Source organism: Arthrobacter sp. JCM 19049 (assembly GCF_001310435.1).
Genome location: NZ_BAXF01000923.1, coordinates 1 through 561, shown reverse-complemented (window position 1 = coordinate 561; position 561 = coordinate 1). Strand labels below are relative to the sequence as shown.

1 protein-coding gene is annotated in these 561 nt (G+C 69.0%); it reads left to right on the top strand.

The window, feature by feature from the left end; translation table 11 throughout:
• A partial coding sequence (locus tag JCM19049_RS17135; protein ID WP_279403514.1) for an FAD-dependent oxidoreductase occupies positions 1-561 on the top strand: 561 nt, incomplete at both ends.

Genomic DNA, 561 nt, shown 5'->3' with positions numbered 1-561 from the left:
CTCCGCCTCCTGCGACCTGCTGGTCATCGGCGGAGGCTACACCGGGCTGTGGACCGCCCTGCAGGCCAAGGAGCGCGACCCGCAGCGCAGCGTCATCCTGCTGGAGGCCGAACGCATCGGCTGGGCCGCATCGGGACGCAACGGCGGGTTCTGCGAAGCCTCCCTGGTGCACGGCGAATCCAACGGCGAACAGCACCTGCCCCGGGAGAACGCCCGGCTCACCGAGCTCGGTGAGGAAAACCTGCTGGAGCTGCTGGAGACCATCTCCCGCTACAACATGGACGTGGAGCTGATCAAGGACGGCATCCTCACCGTGGCCACCGAGGACCACCAGGTCCCGTGGCTGCGCGAGGAGCACGCGGCACACCCCGACACGCTCTACCTGGGCCCCGATCAGGTGCGCGGCTGGATCAACTCCCCGGACTTCAAGGCCGGACTGTACAGCGAAACCGACGGGGTGCTCGTGCACCCTGCCAAGCTGGCCTGGGAGCTGGCCCGGGTGTGCGACGAGATGGGGGTGCAGATCCACGAGCACACCCGCGCCGAAGCGCTGGCCCCGGT